This is a genomic window from Sphingomonas sp. CCH5-D11 (assembly GCF_001557395.1).
Lineage (GTDB): Bacteria > Pseudomonadota > Alphaproteobacteria > Sphingomonadales > Sphingomonadaceae > Sphingomonas.
Window position 1 is genome coordinate 1 of record NZ_LSKH01000337.1, and the last position, 3,711, is coordinate 3,711.

3 protein-coding genes are annotated in these 3,711 nt (G+C 61.2%); all 3 read left to right on the top strand.

Features of this window, described 5'->3' with window-relative positions; translation table 11 throughout:
* Positions 1–125: 125 nt before the first annotated feature.
* From AX702_RS20585 to AX702_RS20595, 3 genes are read left to right on the top strand one after another with little or no spacing between them, the layout of a single operon-like run.
* A complete protein-coding gene (locus tag AX702_RS20585; RefSeq protein ID WP_066782239.1) occupies positions 126–1,670 on the top strand; it encodes a tyrosine-type recombinase/integrase in 1,545 nt (514 codons plus the stop codon).
* The gene (locus AX702_RS20590; RefSeq protein ID WP_066782240.1) at positions 1,667–2,581 is read left to right on the top strand and encodes a tyrosine-type recombinase/integrase; all 915 of its coding nucleotides are present in this window, start codon (positions 1,667–1,669) and stop codon (positions 2,579–2,581) included. The genes AX702_RS20585 and AX702_RS20590 overlap by 4 nt, the downstream gene beginning before the upstream one ends.
* Positions 2,578–3,621, top strand: a complete 1,044-nt coding sequence (locus AX702_RS20595) for a tyrosine-type recombinase/integrase (RefSeq protein ID WP_051743976.1) — start codon at positions 2,578–2,580, stop codon at positions 3,619–3,621. Before AX702_RS20590 ends, AX702_RS20595 begins: the two co-directional genes overlap by 4 nt.
* The last annotated feature ends 90 nt before the right edge of the window (positions 3,622–3,711 follow it).

The following is a 3,711-nucleotide window of genomic DNA, read 5'->3' on the forward strand; positions in this document are numbered from 1 at the left end:
ACATATTCTTTGCAGTCGAGATTTATGTCGAGCGGTTCGCACGCAGGCGCGGATTTACGGGATGAAGACATCGATTTTACTCCAGATAATTAAGGTGCCCCCAGCCCCAACAAGCTGGAGGATCTATGACGTCGCCAAAAACGGTCGTTTCATACGGACGGCCCAAGCCCTGGACGGGAGACACTCCCACCCCAGATACTCTATCCACCGCCTTCCACTCTTCTCTTCTGGGGACTGCGGCAGTTGCAGCGGGGCTTTACAAAACGGCCGCTCGCCATTTCCTGCACTGGATCGATCAGCAGGGCATCGCGGTCTCGATTGTTGATGACGCTGTCGTCCGCCGCTTCGAGAAGCATCGGTGTCGCTGTCGGGGTTTTTCCCGCCATGAGCCCAACCGTCCGAAGTTCACCAGCAAGGTTCGGCGGTTTGTTCGCTTCCTGGAGGACCGGGGTATGGTCGCCGTGCCCGATGATATCGATCATCTGGACACGGCGTTGGCGGATTACGCGACATTCCTCGTGCAGGAGCATTACAGCGCGGCGAGCATCAAGAGCTACCGTTCGGAGGCAGCGCACTTTGCCGCGTGGGTGCGCGTTTCTCGCCTGCGCTGGCAGGATGTCACTGATAAGCATGTTGCCTTGTATGCTGGCCACAGCTGTCGTTGCCCGGTTTACCGCAAGCGCGGAACGCTGATCGGCCATCACGGTCCGTTACGCCGCAGTAAGGGCGCGCGGCGCTTCCTTGGATTTTTGCGCGACCGGCAGATACTTCCGCAGGCAGAGAGCCAACCGTATGAAGACGAGGATCTGACAGCCTATAAGGCTTGGCTGAAGGCCCATTGCGGCAGTTCGGCTGCGACGATCCGTCGTTACAGCGACGAAGTGAAGCGCTGGTATTTGTTGCTCGGTCCTCCATCGGATCTGGACGCGGCTACCATCAGAAGAATCGTTAGCCACCGCATCACCGAGGTGCCCGGTTCTGCACCGACCGTCGCCGGCATCATACGGAGCTATGTGCGCTTTCTTGTCTCACGCGGGGAGTGTGACGCGGCGTTGCAACATGCCTTTCCGCCCATCAGGCGCTATCGGCTCGGCACCCTGCCACGTTATATGGACGAGGCGACGGTCGAGGGGATGATTGCGTCCTGCAAAACCGATACTGCGGTCGAGATTCGTGACAAGGCCATCATCCTTCTACTTGCCAGGCTCGGCCTGCGAGCCGGTGACATTTGGCAGCTCCGTCTAGCGGATATCGACTGGAACGAAGGATGTCTGAGGGTTTGCGGCAAGAGCAGGCGGCCCGATCGCCTGCCGCTGCCCCAGGATGTAGGGGATGCGATCCTCGACTATATCGAGCGGGCCCGCCCACCGATAGACGAGGAGCGGTTGTTCGTTCGGGTGCAACCTCCATTCCGGCCGTTCAACTCGTCGGCCGAGATCGCAGGCATCGTAGCGCGTGTATTCCATCGGGGCGCCATCGAGGGCGTGCCGACGGGTGCCCATGCCTTCCGGCATTCGCTGGCAACACGGATGCTGCGCGCCGGCGCCGGCCTTGAATCGGTCGGCACGATCCTGCGCCACCGTTCCCCGGCGACCACCGCCATCTACGCCAAGGTCGACGTCCCGATGCTGCTCAAGGTCGCTCAGGATTGGCCGGGAGACGCGGCATGATGAACGCTCAGATCGAACGCTATGTCGCGTTACATCGCAGTTTCGGCCGCAAGTTTGACGCGCAGGAACGGTGGCTCCGTCTCTTTGCCAGCTATGCCAACGACCTCGGCGATCGGCACATCAAAGTCGAGCGGATCTACGATTGGTGCCGATCGGCCAGTTCCCAGAACGTGGCCCGGGACAGGTTCGACCACCTCCGCCGCTTCTGCCTCTATGCCCATGCCGAGGATCAGCAGCATCAGGTGCCGCCAGCAGGCGTCTTCGGAAGAGGGAAGCGACGCCGCCCGACACCACATATCATCGAGCCCGAACAACTCAGAGCGATCATGCAGGCCGCCCTTGATCTTCCGCCCAAAGGCAAGATCAGCCCGCATACTTACCACTACCTATTCGGCCTGCTGGCGACGACCGGCGTGCGGATATCCGAGGCGCTCGCACTCCAGTGTAATGATGTGGTCGACGACGGCCTCGTTATCCGGAACGGCAAATTTGGCAAGCAACGCCTCCTGCCGATCCAGCCATCAACGCGAGAGGCGCTCGATACGTATCTCAGCATTCGCAGAAGGCTGAACGCCCGCGGCGATGATCTGTTCGTCACCACGAGAGGCCGGGCGCCACACCAGACGGTCGTTCACATCGTCTTCGTCAGATTGGCTCGTAAGCTGGGTTTCCGCGGTCCGACCGGAACCAAGGGCATTCGCGTCCACGACCTGAGGCACACCTTCGCCGTTCGGTCGCTGGAGTCCTGCCAGCACGATCGGGAGGCGATCCGGCATCACTTAGCAGCGCTCAGCACCTATCTTGGCCATACGGATGTAGCCAACACATACTGGTATCTCGAAGCAACACCGGTCCTCCTTCGTGACATCGCCGCAGCAGGTGAGCAGCTTTTCCGAGGAGACGCGGCATGACCGCGCTCGCCACCCATCTCGCTGCGTTCCTGCGCGAACATCTGCCTCGCGAACGCAACGTCAGCCCACATACGGTGACGACCTACGCGAACTGCTTCGCGCTTCTGGTCCGGTTCGCAGCCAACCACCTGAAGCGGCGCCCCACCGACTTGACGATTGAGGATTTCGATCCCGCGCTGATCATGGCGTTTCTCGACCATTCGGAGGAGGCAAGGAAGAACAGTCCCAGAACCCGCAATGCCAGGCTTGCGGCGATCCGGGCGTTCTTCCGTTACGTCGAGTATCGCGTCCCAGCCTGCCTCGATCTCGCGCTGCGTGTACGTGCCGTGCCGACAAAGCGGACCGACACGACCCTGATCGACTATCTGACGCGGGACGAGATCACCGCGCTGCTCGATGCACCCGATCCTCAGTCTCGCCTGGGCACCCGGGATCGCGCCATGTTGCACCTCGCCTACGCTGGCGGTCTGCGGGTCGCCGAGTTGTTGTCGCTACAGATGCAAGACTTTCCGGAACGCTCGCTCGCAACGGTCCACATCATCGGCAAGGGGCGGCGCGAACGCATCCTCCCTCTCTGGCGCGAGACACAGGCAAGTCTTCGGGCCTGGCTTGCTGTTCGCCCGCAATGTCAGGCGATGGAGATATTTCTGAACGCTCATGGCGAGCCGATGACGCGCGACGGATTTGCGTTCAGGCTCGCCAAGCATGTAGCCACGGCGGCGAAGAAGCAGCCGTCGCTGCTGCGCAAGCGGGTCACGCCCCACGTGCTCCGGCATTCCTGCGCGATGCACACGCTCGCTGCGACCGGCGACATCCGCAAAGTGGCGCTCTGGCTTGGGCATGCCAGTATCCAGAGCACGGAAGCCTATCTGCGGGCCGACCCCGAGGAAAAGCTGCAAATCCTCGCTGCGCATGGGTCGCCATTGGTCAAGCCAGGCCGCTTCAGGCCGCCAGCGGATCCGCTGATCATGATGCTCAACGACGTTCGAAAACGAGCATCGCCCCGGGGCCGTAGCGCGCCTGGCATCCAGTCACCTTAATTATCTGGAGTAAAACCGATGTCTTCATCCCGTAAATCCGCGCCTGCGCGCGAACCGCTCGACATAAATCTCGACTGCAAAGAATATGTG

What these genes read in the sequence shown, in the direction of transcription:
- AX702_RS20590 (WP_066782240.1), top strand. Translation starts at nt 1,667, where the DNA reads ATGATGAACGCTCAGATCGAACGCTATGTCGCGTTACATCGCAGTTTC.
- AX702_RS20585 (WP_066782239.1), top strand. Translation starts at nt 126, where the DNA reads ATGACGTCGCCAAAAACGGTCGTTTCATACGGACGGCCCAAGCCCTGG.
- AX702_RS20595 (WP_051743976.1), top strand. Translation starts at nt 2,578, where the DNA reads ATGACCGCGCTCGCCACCCATCTCGCTGCGTTCCTGCGCGAACATCTG.